The following is a 14,574-nucleotide window of genomic DNA, read 5'->3' as shown; positions in this document are numbered from 1 at the left end:
CGAGGGGAAGGGGACGCGTGAGCGAGGACGAGACCGCGACCGGCGGAACGACGATCGACCACGGGACGTACGAGGTGCTGCGCGCCCGGCTCGCCGAGCACGCGGGCGAGCTGGCGCGGCGCGCGGAGGCGCTGAACGCCCGGCGGCTGGAGGTCTTCGGCGGGGGCGGCCTGCGGCTCGCGGGCACCGAGCGGATCCGCACGCCCGCCGCCCGGGTGCCGCGCGACGTCGTCGCGCTCGGCGGGACGCTGCTGCTCGGCGGCGCGCCCGCGCCCGGGGTGCGGGGCGGGACCGAACCCGAGGACGTCTTCTCCCTGCACACCGTCGTGCACGGCGGTGACGGCGGCGCGGCCCCGGGGTTCGCCGAGTCCGGCGCCGCCCCGGGGCTGCTCGACGATCCGCGATTCCGCCGCGACTTCGCCGACATGTACCGGTACTACCGGCAGGCGCGGCTGCTGCGGCTGCGGCTCCTCGACGGCCGTCTCCTCGCGGTGTTCCAGACGGGGCCGCGGCTGTCCGACCTGCGCGTCCTGCGCTGGCGGGTCGCCCCGGACGGCGCGGTCGCCTACGAGGACAACCACGGCGAGCGCGACGACCGGTCCCCGCCCGCGCACGACCCGTCGAAGGAGATCGACTGGATCGAGGCGACCCGTGACGACCACGTCCCGGGGGGACGGCGCCCGCACATCGCGATCCGGGACGCGCTGCACGTGTCGACGGTCGGCGGCTCCCTCACCGTCGCGACGCCCGACGGCGCCGAGGTGTTCGCCGAGCCGGTGGACGAGCCGCTGCAGAGCCTCGCGGACGCGGACGTCCTGCACGCCCGCGTCGGCGCGCTGGTCCTGCTGCGGGTCCGCCCGTACAACGAGACGGCGTGGCGGCACCTGGTGTTCAACACCCGCACGCACGACACCGTCCGGCTCGACGGGCTGGAGCGGGCGTGCCGCCGCCTGCCCGGCGACGACGGCGTGGTGTTCCCGGGCGGTTTCCTGCTCGACACCGGCACCGTCAAGACGTTCGACACCGACGTGGCGGGCCTGGAGTACGAGCGGACGATCGTCTCCCCGAACGGCGAGGACGTCGTCTACGCGTTCCATTCGCGCGCCGACGGCCGCACGCTGCTGCTGCCGTACAACGTGATCCGCAAGGAGGTGGCGACGCCGATCGGCTGCCGCGGGTACGCGCTGTTCGACGACGGGACGCTGGTGGTGCTGCGGGCGGCGTCCGGCGAACCGGCGCGCGTCCACCCGGTGCAGGTGTGGCGGACGCCGCTCGTCTCCGACGACCACGCCGCGGCGCAGCCCGTCGGGACGGGCCCGCTGGAGCGCGTCGGGAACGCCGATCTGGTGCGGGGGATCTCCGAGTGCCTCACGGTGGTGCGGATGGTGGGCGAGATGTCCCCGTCCGCCGCGGTGTTCGAGGCGCTCATCGCGGCCTGCACCCGGGCCGCCGACCTGCACCACTGGTTCGCCGACCCCGACCTGGACGCGCTCGCCGATCCGCTCGCGGACGTCCGCGCGGCGGCCGTCCAGGTGCTGGACGAGTACGAGAACGTGCGGGCGCTGACGGCGGAGGCCGACGCCGCCGTCGCCGAGGCGGACGACCGGGTGCGGGCGCTGCTGCGCCGGGTGGAGGCCGAACCGCCCGCGACGGCGGACGGCTGGGTGGCGCGGCTCGCCGAGCTGCGGCGCGTGCAGGGCCGCCTGGAGTCGCTGCGCGAACTCCGGTACGCCGACGCCGGGCGGATCGACGAGCTCGCCGCGGCGGCGTCCGGCGGGCTGCACGAGACCGGGCGCGGCGCCGTCGCGTTCCTCCGGCGGGAGGACGCGTTCACCGGCTACCACGCGGAGGTGGAGCGGATCGCCGCGGCCGCGGGCGGCATCGCGACCGCCGCGGAGGCCGCGCCGCTCGCCGACCTGCTGGACGCGCAGCACGAGGGCCTCGACGTCGTCACGGAGGTCGTCGGCGACCTCGACGTCGCCGACGCGACCGCCCGCACCGCGATCCTGGAGCGGGTCGGCGAGGTCCTCGGCGGGCTGAACCGGGCCCGCGCCGTGCTGGACGGCCGACGCCGCGACCTGCTGGCCCGCGAGGGCCGCGCCGCGTTCGCCGCCGAGCTGGCGCTCCTCGACCAGACGGTCGCGAGCGCGCTGTCCGCCGCGTCGACGCCCGAGTCCTGCGACGACCAGCTCGGCAGGCTGCTGCTGCGCCTGGAGTCCCTGCAGGCGCGCTTCGCCGACCTCGACGACTTCCTCGCCGACCTGGAGACGAAGCGCACCGAGGTCTACGAGGCGTTCTCGTCCCGCAAGCAGGTGCTCCTGGACGAGCGTGCGCGCCGCACCGACCGGCTCGTCTCGTCCGCCGACCGGATCCTCGCGGGGGTCCGCCGCCGCGCCGCGACGCTGCCGTCGCCGGACGAGGTCGGCGCGTACTTCGCGGCCGACCCGATGGTCGCGCGCCTCCGGGCGATCGCCGACGAGCTGCGCGAGCTGGACGACGCGGTGCGCGCGGAGGAGATCGAGGGGCGCGTCAGGTCGTCCCGCCAGGAGGCCGGGCGGGCGCTGCGCGACCGCCTCGACCTGTACGACGGCGACACGATCCGGCTCGGCCGCCACCGGTTCGCCGTCAACACGCGCCCGATCGAGCTGACGCTCGTCCCGCACGACGGCGGCCTCGCGTACGCGATCACCGGGACCGGTTACCGCCGCCCGGTCGACGACCCGGTGCTCGCGGATCCCGAACTGCGCGGCCAGACGCTCGTCTCCGAAACGCCCGGCATGTACCGGGCCGAGTACCTGGCGACGTCCCTGCTCGCCGAGAGGGACGCCGCCGAGCTGCGCGCGGCGGCCGCGTCCGGCGGGCTCCTCGACCTCGTCCGGGCGGCCGCCGCCGACCGCTACGACGAGGGCTACGAGCGCGGCGTCCACGACCACGACGCCGCCGCGATCCTCGCCGCGCTGCTGCGCCTGCACGCCGACGCGGGCCTGCTGCGCTACCCGTCCCGCGCCCGCGCGAACGCCCGCCTGTTCTGGGCGCACACCCCGGACGCGTCCGGCTGGGCGACCCGCGCGCGCTCGCTGGTCCGCGCGCGCGACGCGTTCGGCCGCGACACCGTCACCGGCCTCGTGGACGAGCTGGCGCCGGCCGTCGCGGAGTTCGCCGGGCGGCTCGGGCTGCCCGACGATCCGCTCGCCGCCGAGTACCTGGTGGAGGAACTGGCGACGGCCCCGGACGGCTTCGTCACGAGCCCGGGCGCCCGGGAGCTGCTCAAGGCGTTCGGCGAGACGCACCGCGCCGCGCTCGACGCCGACCTGGCCGCCCTCGACGACCTGCGCGCCCGCGTGCAGGTCGCCGCCGCGTGGCTCGGCGCGTCCGTCCCCGGCGACGACCCCGACCTGCCGGAGGCCGTCGCGGCGCTGCTCTGCGACGTCCCGTCCTACGACTCGCCGGCGGCGCTCACCGCCGCCGTCGAGGACCTCGTGGGCGCGCACCCGCGCATCACCGGCCGCCGCCTCGACCTGCGGCTCGACGAGATCCTCACCCGCGCGCACCGGTTCCGCACGCGGCGCGTCCCGGCGTTCCGGGAGCACCAGCGGCGCCGGGCCGAGCTGCTGGCCGCGGAGGAGAGGCGGCTCGGCGTCGCCGAACTGCGGCCGCGCACGATGAGCGCGTTCGTCCGCAACGGCCTCGTCGACGAGGTGTACCTGCCGCTGATCGGCGACAACCTCGCCAAGCAGCTCGGCGCCGCCGGGGACGGCGAGCGCACCGACCGGATGGGGCTGCTGCTGCTGATCTCCCCGCCCGGCTACGGCAAGACGACGCTCATGGAGTACGTCGCCGACCGGCTCGGCCTCGCCCTCGTCAAGGTCGACGGCCCGGCGCTCGGCCACGACGTCACCTCGCTCGATCCCGCGCAGGCGCCGAACGCCGCCGCCCGCCGCGAGCTCGAGAGGATCCACTTCGCGTTCGGCATGGGCGACAACGTGCTGCTCTACCTGGACGACGTCCAGCACACCTCGCCCGAGTTCCTGCAGAAGTTCATCCCGCTCTGCGACGCCCAGCGCCGCGTCGAGGGCCACGACCTGCGCGGCAAGCGGTTCGCGATCTGCATGGCCGGGAACCCCTACACCGAGTCGGGCACCCGGTTCCGCATCCCCGACATGCTCGCCAACCGCGCCGACGTGTGGAACCTCGGCGACGTCCTGTCCGGGAAGGACGACCTGTTCGCGCTCAGCTACATCGAGAACGCGCTCACCTCGAACCCCGTCCTCGCGCCGCTGACGGCGCACGGCCGCGCCGACGTCGAGCTGCTCGTGCGGCTCGCGGCCGGCGACCCCGCGGCGCGTCCCGACCGGCTCTCGCACCCGTACTCGCAGGCCGAACTCGACCAGGTCCTCGCGGTCCTGCGGCTCCTCGCGGCCGCGCAGCGCGTCGTCCTGGCGGTGAACCGCGCGTACATCGCGTCGGCGGCGCAGGACGACGCGTCCCGCACCGAGCCCCCGTTCCGGCTCCAGGGCTCGTACCGCGACATGAACAAGCTCGCCGAACGCATCGTCCCGGTGATGAACGAAGCCGAACTGGACGCCGCGATCGACGACCACTACCGGGCCGAGGCGCAGACGCTCACGTCCGACGCGGAGGCGAACCTGCTGAAGCTCGCCGAACTGCGGGGCACCCTCACCCCCGCGGAGGCCGCACGCTGGGCGGAGGTCAAGGAGGCGTACCGCCGGTCCCGCACCCTCGACTCCGAGGACCCGACGGTCGGCGCTCTCCTGCACCTCGCCGACCAGGTCAAGGCCCTGCGGCCGGGCCGCCCGGACGGCTACGGCTTGCGCGCCACTCCCCCGGCGCAGGACACCTCCGGCGGCTCAGGCCACGGGCCGGGCTCGGGACGCCACCGCGTCACCGGGACCACGCCGGGCTCCACCGGCTCCAGCCCCTCGAAGTAGCCCGCGATCTGCTCGGGGGTGCGCGGCGTGTAGGGGACGCCGCGGCTGCGGCTGTTGTGCCGCTCCAGGGACTCGACGTACGCGGGGTCGGCGGTGCTGCCGTCATAGGCCGCCAGGTAGCTGCCCGGCGGCAGCGCCGCCGTCAGCCGCCGCACGACCGACCGCGCCTCGTCGTAGTCCTCGATGAGGCCGAGAATGCCCATCAGCATGAGGGCGACGGGCCGGTCGAAGTCGAGGGTCCGGGCGGCCGCGGCGAGGATGGCGGCGGGGTCGCGGACGTCCGCCTCGATGTAGTCGGTCGCCCCCTCCGGGCTGCTCCTCAGCAGCGTCTTGGCGTGGACGAGCACCAGCGGATCGTTGTCGACGTAGACGATCCGGGACGACGGCGCGAGCCGCTGGGCGACCTCGTGGGTGTTGTCCATGCAGGGCAGCCCGGTGCCGATGTCGAGGAACTGCCGGATCCCCGCCTCGCCCGCCAGGTACCGCACCACCCGCGTGAGCATGTGCCGCGAATGCCGCGCCATGTCGACCATGCCGGGGAACGTCGCGAAGATCCGGTCGCCCGCCTCCCGGTCGACGGGGTAGTTGTCCTTCCCGCCCAGGAGGTAGTTCCAGATCCGCGCCGAGTGCGGCACCGTCGTGTCGACCTCGGGATGAGACCCCATGTTCCGGCTCCTTCCTCCGCTCCGCACGGTCACATCGAGACACGGACGTACTCGTGGAGGGCGTCGCGGACGAACGCGGCGCCGTCGACACCACCGTACGCCGCCGCGAACTCCGGGTTCTCGACGTAGGTGCCGCCGACGCAGCGCACCATCGCCGCGGCGCGCTCCCGGTCCCCGTCGGCCGTCGGCGTCCCGGGGATCGCGCGCAGCCACGCGACGTGCCGGGCCGCGACCTCCTGCGCCCGCGCCGACCCCGGGTCCGCGCCGTCCCGCCACGCCTCGACCCACGCCGTGACGAGCGCGTCGGTGTCGCGTTTCCACGCGACCCGTTCCCGCAGCGTCTTCCCGTGCCACCAGTCGTTGCTCTCCCGGAACGCCCGCTCGCCCCACCGCGCGACGACCTCGTCCCGGTACGGGTCGTTGAACCCGTCGAGCATCATCTCCATCGACGGGTCGCGGCCGCTCGTCCGGGCGTCGAGGGTGTGCCGCACCGCCGCGATCCGCCGCTCCAGCCGGGCCCGCTCGTCCTCCAGCAGCCCGATGTGGTCGCGGAGCGCCGCCTCCTCGTCGGCCCGCCGGTCCAGGACGTCCGCGATCACCGGCAGGCTCAGGCCGAGGTCCCGCAGCAGCAGGACGGCCTGCAGCCGGGCGAGCGCGTCCGCGTCGTAGTACCGGTACCCGTTCTCCCCCAGCCGCGACGGGCGCAGCAACCCGATGTCGTCGTAGTGGCGCAACGTCCGGCTCGTGACGCCCGCCCTGGCCGCTACCTGCTGAATCGTCCACTCCACGGGGTCACGATGTCACGTCGCCGCCCGCCGCCGGTACCGCTCCCGGGCCAGGTCGTGGGCCGTGCCGAGCAGCTCCCGCACCGCGCCGTCCGTCCGCGGCCCGGGGTTCACGACGGCGAGCCAGCCGAGTTCGCCGTAGACGGGGTGCGCGATCACGGCGTCCGCCGCGCTCGGGTCCTCGCCGCCGGGGCGCGGGTCGCGCGGTGCGCGGCCCGTCCACGCGGCGAACGCGTCCTTCCCGGCGGCGATGTTCACCCGGAAGGCGCCCGGACGGTTCAGCCGCGACGCCTCGTCCTCCGGGTAGTCCTTGGTGACGATCGTCGCGAACGGCTGCGTCGTCGTCGGGACGACTCCCTCGGGCGAGTAGTAGAAGAACGCGTCGCCCCACGCGACCTCGGGCGTCCCGTCGCCGGGCCCCGGCTTGAGGGACAGCACGCCCTCGAACTTCTCGATGTACTCGATGATCTCGTCGATGCCCATGCTTCCAGCGTTACATTCAAGTGCTTGTGGAGACTTCTACCCCTGAAGGCCCAGGTGAGTCGGTGAAAAGTCGCAACTCGCTTCGTACGGTGGACGTCGCGCGGCGCGCCGGGTGCTCCGTCCAGCAGGTCCGCAACCTCGAACGCGACGGGGTGCTGCCCGCGGCCGGCCGCACGCCGTCGGGTCACCGGGTCTACGGCGAGGTCCACGTGCGCTCCGCGCTGGCCTACCGGGCGCTCGCGGCGGGCACCGGGCCCGTCGAGGCCAAGCGGATCATGCGCGCCGCGCACGCGTCGCCCGCGGAGCTGCTCGCCCTGCTGGACGCCGCGCACGCCCGCCTCCACACCGAACGCCTGCGGGTCGCCGAGGCCAGGACCGCCGCCGAGGCGATCGCCGCCGAACCCCTCGGGGACGTCCGGCCGTCCGACGCGATGGGCGTCGCCGAACTCGCGGACGCGCTCGGCGTGCGCCCCTCGACCCTGCGGCACTGGGACGCCGAGGGGCTCGTCGTGCCCCGCCGGACGCCCGGCGCCGCGCGCCGGTACTCGCCCGGCGACGTCCGCACCGCCCGGATCGTCCACCAGCTCCGCTCGGCCGGGTACCGGATCGCCGCGCTGCGCGCGCTGATGCCGGAGCTGCGGCGCGCGCGGCGGTGGGACGAGGTGACGGCCGCGCTCGCCGACCGGGACGCGAGCATCGACGCCCGCTCGGCCGCCCTCCTCGAAGCCGCCGCCGCGCTCGCCGCGCTCCCGGCGGGGACGGGCCGGCCGCGCGATCCCTGACCGGACGCGCTCCCCGGCGGACGGTCCGCCCTCGACGCGGCGGGCGGCGCGCCGGTGGCGGGGGCGCGGCAGCGACCCGGTGCGCTCCCGGGCGCCGCCTTCCAGGACGAACACGTCGGCGGGCGTCCCTGCGGCCCCGCAACGCCGCCGGGAACGGGCGTCCCGGCCGCCTTTCACTCAAGGGAGCACCGGTTCAGGGGAGCTGCGGCGGCTCGACGGACGCGGACGGGTTCCCGGCCGCGTCGTTGGCGCGCAGCACCTTCTCCAGCAGGGACACCAGCGTCCGCCGCTCCTCCGGCGACAGCACCGCGAGGAACTCCCGCTGCGACTCCTGCGCGATCGGCCGGAACCGTTCGACCGTCCGCTCGCCCTCGCCGGTGAGGGTGAGCCGGTGGCGGCGCCGGTCGGCGGGATCCGGTCCGCGGCGGACGAGACCGGCCTTCTCCAGGTGGTCGATCCGGGCGACGAGATGGCTCTTGTCGAGCGCGAGGGCGTCGGCCACCTCCTGCTGCGACAGGGGGCCGAAGTCGTCGAGCGCCGCCAGGATCGCGTGGTGGACCAGCGCCAGCCCCCCGCCGGCCAGCGCGCTCTCCAGATGCCACCGGCCGAACCGGGACACCTGCGAGGCCAGGTAGGACGGCAGCGCGAGCAGCGACGGAGGCCGCCCCGGCGATCTCTTCATCGCCATATCGTAGCGGACGGAAACCGTTGCGCCTTTCTACTGTTTTTAAGTGCCACCGCTTACGGTCATGCCGTCCGCACCGCGACAGGAGGACAACCATGATCGACAAGCTCACCGTCTCGTCCCCGGCCGTCACCGAGGGCGGCACCCTCGCCGTCCGCGTCATGCTGGGGGTGATCTTCATCAACGCGGGCCTGGGCGACTTCCGGCTCGGGATCGGCGAGGCCGCGCGCATGCACGGCGAGGCCGGGATCCCGCTGTCGGACCTCAGCGCCCCGTACACCGCGTTCGTCCAGGTGATCGGCGGGACCCTGCTCGCGCTCGGGGCGCTGACCCGGGTCTGGGCCGCCGGTCTGCTGGTGGTCATGCTGGGCGCGGTCCTGATCGTCCACCGAGGCGAGGGCCTCGAGGGGTTCGGCTACCCCTTGATGCTGGCGGTCGTCCTGGCCGCCCTGTTCGCCTCCGGCCCCGGCCGCTACAGCCTCGACGCCCTGCTGGCGGACCGGCGCGACCGGGCCCGCCGCTCCCGGCACGCCCTCGGCTGAACGGGCGCCGTCCGGTCGCCGGAACCCGAGGCCTTCCGGCGACCGGACGAGCCCGCCGGCCCCCTGACGCGGGGCCCGCGAGGCATGCGCCCAGAGCGCGACCGCCTAGTCCGGGACGATGAAGTCGCCCCCGAACTCCTTCGACCATGCGAAGGCGGCCTCCCTCTCCGCTTCGCGCAGCGCCGTGAGGATGATCCGGTTCCCGTCCGGGTCGTCGATCGTCAGATCGGACGTGAACCACGGGGTGTCGGCGGGCCCCTCGACGCGCGCCCCGTCCGGCAGCGCCGCCCGGAGCGCGGCCGCGAGTTCCGCGAGGTCCTGCCCGCCCGCCTGGAAGCCGACGGTCGCGCTGCCGCGCCGCGGCTCGCCGGGCACGATCAGGATGTCCTGGTACTTCATCCGCCGCAGGTGCACCACCACCGGATCGCCGTCCAGCCCGGGAACGGTGGCGAGGGAGACGAAGCCCGCCGCGTTGTAGAACGCCTCGGCGGCGGCCAGGTCCGTGACCTGGAACGTCGCGAACATCGGCATGGGGTAAATGGTGCGGTCGATCTCGGGTGTGCTCATGGCGCCGAACGCTAGAAGTTGACGTAACGGGAAGGTCAAACGCCTTCGCGGGCCGTCCCGCACGCACCCGGTCTTGCCACGGCACCCCGGGCGACCTATATTGCAACCAGATGGTTGCTATAGAGGGGGTTCCGTGCCAGTGCCGGACCGCATCGAGCGCGTGCTCGACCTGCACCACCCGCCCGAGAAGGTGTGGGCTGCCCTGACCACGGCCGAAGGTCTCGGCGGCTGGTTCGGTTCCGGCGCCGAGGTCGACGGCCTGCACCCCGGCGGCCGGGCGCGGGTGCGGTGGGGCGAGGAGGAGCAGACGCTGTGGATCCAGGTCGTCGAACCGCCCCGCCGGTTCGCCTACACCTGGGCGATCGAGGGGCTGCCGCCGAGCGACCCGCGCCGGACGCGCGTGGAGTTCACCCTGGAGCCGACCCCCACGGGCACCCGGCTCACGGTCGTCGAGACCGGCTTCGCCCAATTGCCCGACGAGTCGGCGGGGGCCTACGAGAGCAACGTCCAGGGGTGGCGGACGGAGCTCGCCGAGCTGGCCGAGTACCTCGATGCCGCCGCCTGACCGTCCCGACACCGAACTGATCGCCCAGGCGGTGTTCACCGCGCTGGCCGACCCGACCCGCCGCAGCGTGCTCGCCGAACTCGCGGCCCGCGGACCGGCCACCGCGACCGACCTGGCCGACCGGCTGCCCATCTCCCGGCAGGCGATCGCCAAACACCTCGGCCTGCTGGCCGACGCGGGCCTGGTCCGGGCCGAAGCCGGTGAGCGGCGCAGGATCCGCTACCGCCTCCAGACCGGACCGGTGGCCATAGCGCAGTCGTTCCTCGCCGCGCTCGCGCGTGACTGGGACGGCCACCTGGACGCCCTGCGCGACCACCTCGACCGGACACAGGAGGGAAAGTCATGACCCCGACCTTCAGCGGCGGCCACAACATCGCCATGAAGCTGCCCAAGGCGCAGTTCGACCGCACCGTCGCCTTCTACCGCGACGTCCTCGGCATGGAGGTGACCCACGAGAGCGGCGACGCGGGAGGCGTGGCGGAGGGCGTGGCGCAGAGCGCCTCGGTACGGTTCGGCCCCGTGACGCTGTGGTTCGACCGCGTCGACAACTACGCGCACGCCGACCTGTGGCTGGAGCTGTTCACCGACGACGTCGACCGCGCGACCGCGCACCTGGCCGCGCACGGCGTCGCCGTCCAGGACGAACTGGAACCGCTCCCGTCCGGGATGAACGCCCACTGGATCAGCAACCCCGTGGGCATACCCCACATCCTCCGCCTGCCCGACGACGACTGAGGCCCGTCCGGCGCCGGTCAGCGGCCACGCCGGACCGGTTCTCGCGACTCGCCCGAGCCGGTCAGCGCGTCCTCCACCTGATCGGCCGCCGCACGGAACGCGGCCGCCCGGCCCGCGCACATCCCCGCGTCCCAGACACGCCCCTCCCGGAGCCGGACCCGCGACCGCGCGGCCTCCATGTCCGCGAGCACCCGCCAGGTCTCGACCTCCTCCGCGACGGCCCGCAGCCGCCGATCCGCCGTGAGGAGGACGACCTCCGACCGGCCCGACCCGCCCAACCTGCCCGACAGGCCCAACCTGCCCGACCGGCCCAACCTGCCCGACAGGCCGAACCACGCTTGCAGCGGCCGTCTCAACGCACCACCTCGAACCACACCGTGCCGCGCCCGTCCCGATCCACGGCCGCACCCCACTCGTGGGCGAGCCCGTCCACGACCATCAGGCCGCGCCCCGACTCCGCCCACTCGAACGTCCGCGACGGAATCCCCGGGGTGTGCGCCGCACCCCCGTCGTCCTGCACCTCCACGCGGAGCCGCGTGGACGACGCCATCACCGTGACCCGAACGCCCCCGCCGGCCTCCCCGCTCGCCGTGTGCCGCACCGCGTTCGTCGCGATCTCGCACACCATGAGGTCGATGTCGTCGAGGTCGAACCCATCGGTGCGTCCACCCAGCGCCCCCGCGAGCGTCCGCCGCACCCGCGCCCGCACTTCGCGAACGTCCAGGGGTTTCGTGCGAGTCCCCACGCGTTCGGTGTGGACTTCGCACCATTCGGACACGTCGGACGTTTCTCGTGGTTGTGGTGAATTTGGAGAGTTGATCGTGTTTCTCATCGAATGGAACCTCGCGTCCAACTTTTCTGCCGGAAGTGTTGTGATCACCCTCACAGATGTGATTACTCTTCGAAAGTGACCGCTCGCCATCCCCCACCAAGCGGCGAAAAGATCTTGAAACCAGGGAACTGGTTAACCCCTCCGGAGGTAACCTCATGGGCGAGAATTCAGCGCGCGAGTTCTTCGGCACCGAACTGCGACGCAGGCGCGACGAGGCTAAGCTCACCGCCAAGGAGCTCGCGGACGCGCTCGGCTGCACGTCACAGTGGGTCAGCACGATGGAGAGCGGCCGAAAGATCTCGGAGCAGAGCGCCCACGACCTCGACACCTACTTCAAGACCGACGGGCTGTTCCATCGCATCTGGACGCACGCGAAGAAGGCTGACCGCAGGGTCCTCCCCCCTCCGGGATTCCCCGAGTACGCGGAACGCGAGAAACACGCCACATCTATCCGCATCTACTCGGCACTACTCCTGACTGGCCTTTTTCAGACCGAAGGCTACGCAGCCACGGTAATGGGCGCGACGGAAGACGGCGACGCGGCAGGTTTCGTCGCCGAGCGCATGGAGCGCCAGAGCATCCTCACCGGCGCAAACCGACCCAAGGTATGGCTAACTGTCGAGGAGAACGTCCTGCGCCGCCCCACAGGTGGGGCTGACGTTATGCGAGAGCAACTCGCTTCACTCCTAAAGGCGAGCGAGCACCCCGATGTCATGCTCGACGTCATACCACGCAGCGTCGCCTATCATCCTGGCCTGGAAGGCAGCTTTACGCTGCTGGGCTTCGACAACGGCACCAACATCGCCTACACCGAATCAGCCGGAACAGGTATGCTCATCGAACATCCGGCGAGGGTTCTGGAGTACGTCGTAAGATATGACACACTGAGAGGCTTCGCGCTCCCATTCAGTGCATCGCGAGCCTTGCTAATCGAGGTGATGGAGAGCCTATGAAGGACAAGCCCATCCTCAACTGGCGCAAGAGCAGTCACAGTGGCCACAGTGGTGGTGAATGTGTTGAAGTCGCCGACCTCACACCCATGATCGACGTCCACTGGCGCAAGACCAGCCACAGCGGCCACAGCGGCCACAGCGGCGGGGACTGCGTTGAAGTCGCCGACCTCACACCCGTGATCGGCATCCGAGACAGCAAGAACCCTGACGGCCCCCATCTCGCGCTCAACCGAACCGCCTGGCGCGCGCTCGCCGACGCCATCAAGACCGGCGTGCACGACCGGAGTTGACCGTGCAACAGGTTCATTGGCGCAAGAGCAGCCACAGCGACCACGCTGGCGGCAACTGCGTCGAGATCGCCGACCTCACACCCGTGGCCGATGTCCACTGGCGTAAGGCCAGCCACAGCGACCACCATGGCGGGGACTGCGTTGAAGTCGCCGACCTCGCCCCGGTGATCGGGATTCGCGACAGCAAGGACCCTGACGGGCCCGTGCTCGCGCTCGACCGGGCCGCCTGGCGGGCGTTCGTCCGGGACATCAAGCTGGACGGGCGCCCGTTGTCCTGACACGCCCCGACGAGCCCCCGGCCGGGGACCCGTGCACCACCGGCCGGGGGCTCGTCGTGTCCCGTCGTCCCAACGCCGCTGGAGGAACAGTGATCGACACTCGACTCGCGGGCCGGAACGTGCTGGTCACCGGAGGAGCGGGAGGGATCGGCGCCGCGATCTGCCGGGCGTTCGCGGCACAGGGCGCGCGGGTCGCCGTCCACTACCTCGCCCGGGACGCCGCCGCGCCGGGCGGCACGGAGTGGGCGCACGTCACGCCGGGCGCGGACGTCGCCGAAGGGCTCGCGGCGGAGCTGGGCGGCGGGTCCCTCGCGGTCGGCGCGGACCTGTCCGAGCCGGACGCGCCCCGGGCGCTCGCGGAGGCGGTGACGCGCCGGGCTGGGCCGATCAACGTCCTGGTCAACAACGCGGCGCACTGCGAGACGCTCGACGGGATCGACGCCCTCACCCACGGCTCCCTCGAACGGCACTACCGGGTGAACGCGATCGCACCGGCGCTCCTCACGTCCGAGGCCGTCCGTCTGCGTCGCGGGGACGACCCGTTGTGCGTCGTCAACATCTCCACCGACGCCGCGCGGGCGTTCCCCGGGCAGACCGGGTACGGGACGTCGAAGGCGGCGCTGGAGGCGTTGACCCGGTCGAGCGCGCTCGACCTGGCGGCCCGTGGCGTGCGGGTGAACGCCGTCGCGCCGGGTCCGGTGCAGACGGGCTGGATGGGGCCGGACGTCCTCGCCGATGCCACGGCGATCGTCCCGATGGGCCGGGTCGGGGAGCCCGACGACATCGCCGACGCCGTGGTGTTCCTGGCGTCCCACCAGGCCCGCTGGATCACCGGCCAGGTCCTCCAGGTGGCGGGCGGCCACGCCCTCTGACGTCCGCCGGACGGTCAGGCCGGGTCGTCGGCGAAGTACGCGACGACCATGTCCGCCAGGAGGGCGACGTCGTCGGCCGCCATCGGCTCGCCGGTCATGCCCATCCGGTGCAGCAGGGTCCCGACCACGGTGTCGATGAAGAACAGGACGCGGTGCTCCGGTTCGCCCAGCGCGTCCTGGAGCGCGATGCGGTAGGGCTCCTGGAGCCGTTCGGCCAGGATCCTGCGCAGGGCCGGGTCGCTGACGGCGTCGCTGAACACGCCCGCGAACGCGTCGCCGACGCCGGGTTCGCCGATCTTTCCCGCGACCCAGTGGACGGCCGACGCCATGATCCGCGCGCGTCCGGGCCCCTCCAGCGGCACGGGGCCGAACGCGTCCAGGAGACAGTCCACGATCAGCTCGCCCTTGGACGGCCAGCGGCGGTAGACGGTCGTCTTGGCGACCCCGGCGGCGGCGGCGATGCGCTCGACGGTGGCGCGCGCGTAGCCGAGCTCGTGGACCGTCCTGAGCGTGGCGGCGAAGACCGCGTCGTGGACGCCGGCGCGCGGGCGGCCGGGCGGTCTGGGTGATCCGGTCGAGGGCATGGCCACA

Annotated in this window: 17 protein-coding genes and 1 pseudogene; 10 read left to right on the top strand and 8 right to left on the bottom strand. The window is 73.3% G+C overall.

Annotated elements, in window-relative coordinates; all coding sequences use genetic code 11:
* Positions 1–17 precede the first annotated feature (17 nt).
* The gene (locus ACFQ11_RS12905) at positions 18–4,949 is read left to right on the top strand and encodes a DNA repair ATPase (protein ID WP_378298515.1); all 4,932 of its coding nucleotides are present in this window, start codon (positions 18–20) and stop codon (positions 4,947–4,949) included.
* Here the strand turns inward: ACFQ11_RS12905 and ACFQ11_RS12900 are convergent.
* The 3 genes and pseudogenes from ACFQ11_RS12900 to ACFQ11_RS12890 all read right to left on the bottom strand — a co-directional run.
* Positions 4,886–5,614, bottom strand: a pseudogene (locus ACFQ11_RS12900) (SAM-dependent methyltransferase); the annotation flags it as partial. The gene ACFQ11_RS12905 and the pseudogene ACFQ11_RS12900 overlap by 64 nt on opposite strands.
* A 29-nt stretch (positions 5,615–5,643) precedes the next feature.
* Positions 5,644–6,402, bottom strand: a complete 759-nt coding sequence (locus ACFQ11_RS12895) for a MerR family transcriptional regulator (RefSeq protein ID WP_378298514.1) — start codon at positions 6,400–6,402, stop codon at positions 5,644–5,646.
* Positions 6,403–6,414: 12 nt separating this feature from the next.
* Positions 6,415–6,882, bottom strand: a complete 468-nt coding sequence (locus ACFQ11_RS12890) for a DUF6194 family protein (RefSeq protein WP_378298513.1) — start codon at positions 6,880–6,882, stop codon at positions 6,415–6,417.
* 62 nt (positions 6,883–6,944) lie between these two features.
* Between ACFQ11_RS12890 and ACFQ11_RS12885 the strand changes: the two genes are divergently transcribed.
* The gene (locus ACFQ11_RS12885; protein ID WP_378298512.1) at positions 6,945–7,664 is read left to right on the top strand and encodes a MerR family transcriptional regulator; all 720 of its coding nucleotides are present in this window, start codon (positions 6,945–6,947) and stop codon (positions 7,662–7,664) included.
* A gap of 193 nt (positions 7,665–7,857) precedes the next feature.
* On the opposite strand, the gene ACFQ11_RS12880 is transcribed toward ACFQ11_RS12885, so the two are convergent.
* Positions 7,858–8,346: a MarR family winged helix-turn-helix transcriptional regulator gene (locus ACFQ11_RS12880; protein WP_378298511.1), complete on the bottom strand. Its 489-nt coding sequence runs from the start codon at positions 8,344–8,346 to the stop codon at positions 7,858–7,860.
* Between the two features lie 98 nt (positions 8,347–8,444).
* On the opposite strand from ACFQ11_RS12880, the gene ACFQ11_RS12875 reads away from it, so the two are divergent.
* Complete coding sequence (locus ACFQ11_RS12875) at positions 8,445–8,891, top strand: DoxX family protein (protein ID WP_378298510.1); 447 nt, start codon at positions 8,445–8,447, stop codon at positions 8,889–8,891.
* Between the two features lie 105 nt (positions 8,892–8,996).
* Here ACFQ11_RS12875 and ACFQ11_RS12870 read toward each other — a convergent pair whose 3' ends face one another.
* Positions 8,997–9,458: a VOC family protein gene (locus tag ACFQ11_RS12870; protein WP_378298509.1), complete on the bottom strand. Its 462-nt coding sequence runs from the start codon at positions 9,456–9,458 to the stop codon at positions 8,997–8,999.
* Between the two features lie 133 nt (positions 9,459–9,591).
* On the opposite strand from ACFQ11_RS12870, the gene ACFQ11_RS12865 reads away from it, so the two are divergent.
* The 3 genes from ACFQ11_RS12865 to ACFQ11_RS12855 are packed head-to-tail and all read left to right on the top strand — an operon-like array spanning position 9,592 to position 10,758.
* Complete coding sequence (locus ACFQ11_RS12865) at positions 9,592–10,023, top strand: SRPBCC domain-containing protein (RefSeq protein ID WP_378298508.1); 432 nt, start codon at positions 9,592–9,594, stop codon at positions 10,021–10,023.
* Positions 10,010–10,369, top strand: a complete 360-nt coding sequence (locus ACFQ11_RS12860) for an ArsR/SmtB family transcription factor (protein ID WP_378298507.1) — start codon at positions 10,010–10,012, stop codon at positions 10,367–10,369. The genes ACFQ11_RS12865 and ACFQ11_RS12860 overlap by 14 nt, the downstream gene beginning before the upstream one ends.
* Positions 10,366–10,758: a VOC family protein gene (locus ACFQ11_RS12855; RefSeq protein WP_378298506.1), complete on the top strand. Its 393-nt coding sequence runs from the start codon at positions 10,366–10,368 to the stop codon at positions 10,756–10,758. The genes ACFQ11_RS12860 and ACFQ11_RS12855 overlap by 4 nt, the downstream gene beginning before the upstream one ends.
* 17 nt (positions 10,759–10,775) lie before the next feature.
* Here ACFQ11_RS12855 and ACFQ11_RS12850 read toward each other — a convergent pair whose 3' ends face one another.
* Both ACFQ11_RS12850 and ACFQ11_RS12845 read right to left on the bottom strand, forming a co-directional pair.
* Complete coding sequence (locus ACFQ11_RS12850; RefSeq protein ID WP_378298505.1) at positions 10,776–11,114, bottom strand: hypothetical protein; 339 nt, start codon at positions 11,112–11,114, stop codon at positions 10,776–10,778.
* Positions 11,111–11,503 carry an ATP-binding protein gene (locus ACFQ11_RS12845; RefSeq protein WP_378298504.1) on the bottom strand — a complete coding sequence of 131 codons (393 nt, stop codon included), beginning with the start codon at positions 11,501–11,503 and terminating at the stop codon, positions 11,111–11,113. Before ACFQ11_RS12845 ends, ACFQ11_RS12850 begins: the two co-directional genes overlap by 4 nt.
* 242 nt (positions 11,504–11,745) lie before the next feature.
* Between ACFQ11_RS12845 and ACFQ11_RS12840 the strand changes: the two genes are divergently transcribed.
* The 4 genes from ACFQ11_RS12840 (at position 11,746) to ACFQ11_RS12825 (ending at position 13,983) form a co-directional block, all read left to right on the top strand.
* The gene (locus tag ACFQ11_RS12840) at positions 11,746–12,543 is read left to right on the top strand and encodes a helix-turn-helix domain-containing protein (protein WP_378298503.1); all 798 of its coding nucleotides are present in this window, start codon (positions 11,746–11,748) and stop codon (positions 12,541–12,543) included.
* Positions 12,540–12,833, top strand: a complete 294-nt coding sequence (locus tag ACFQ11_RS12835) for a DUF397 domain-containing protein (protein WP_378298502.1) — start codon at positions 12,540–12,542, stop codon at positions 12,831–12,833. Before ACFQ11_RS12840 ends, ACFQ11_RS12835 begins: the two co-directional genes overlap by 4 nt.
* 2 nt (positions 12,834–12,835) lie before the next feature.
* Positions 12,836–13,111: a DUF397 domain-containing protein gene (locus ACFQ11_RS12830; protein ID WP_378298501.1), complete on the top strand. Its 276-nt coding sequence runs from the start codon at positions 12,836–12,838 to the stop codon at positions 13,109–13,111.
* A gap of 89 nt (positions 13,112–13,200) precedes the next feature.
* Positions 13,201–13,983, top strand: coding sequence for an SDR family NAD(P)-dependent oxidoreductase (locus tag ACFQ11_RS12825; RefSeq protein ID WP_378298500.1), 783 nt, complete (start codon positions 13,201–13,203; stop codon positions 13,981–13,983).
* A gap of 14 nt (positions 13,984–13,997) precedes the next feature.
* Here the strand turns inward: ACFQ11_RS12825 and ACFQ11_RS12820 are convergent, their stop codons facing one another.
* A complete protein-coding gene (locus ACFQ11_RS12820) occupies positions 13,998–14,567 on the bottom strand; it encodes a TetR/AcrR family transcriptional regulator (RefSeq protein ID WP_378298499.1) in 570 nt (189 codons plus the stop codon).
* Positions 14,568–14,574: the final 7 nt, after the last annotated feature.

Source organism: Actinomadura sediminis, assembly GCF_042675525.1.
GTDB lineage: Bacteria > Actinomycetota > Actinomycetes > Streptosporangiales > Streptosporangiaceae > Spirillospora > Spirillospora sediminis.
Note: the sequence above shows the minus strand (reverse complement) of the source record. Positions and strands in the feature narration are given on the sequence as shown.